General features: G+C 49.6%; 1 protein-coding gene. It reads left to right on the top strand.

Annotated elements, in window-relative coordinates:
* The coding region (locus tag AAEY83_RS16180) for an SIR2 family NAD-dependent protein deacylase (RefSeq protein ID WP_351060643.1) at nucleotides 1-262 on the top strand (262 nt) is incomplete at both ends.

Genomic DNA, 262 nt, shown 5'->3' with positions numbered 1-262 from the left:
GGATTATAGTGAGACGCTAATTAACTGCCCACATTGCGAGGGCTATATCAGACCAGATATCGTTTGGTTTGGCGAAGCACTGCCAGTCCAAGCATGGCAAACCGCTGAAGAGGCGGCGGCGAATTGTGAGGTATTTATCAGTATTGGCACATCGAGCTTGGTCTACCCTGCGGCAGGGCTTGCACAATTGGCCAAGCAAAATGGTGCTAACGTTATCGAAATAAATCCTGACCCAACGCCGAACGCCATCGTTGATATTACC

Origin of the sequence: Psychrobacter sp. TB20-MNA-CIBAN-0197 (assembly GCF_040309765.1) — a bacterium.
GTDB lineage: Bacteria > Pseudomonadota > Gammaproteobacteria > Pseudomonadales > Moraxellaceae > Psychrobacter > Psychrobacter submarinus.
This window is presented reverse-complemented; position numbering and strand designations above follow the sequence as displayed.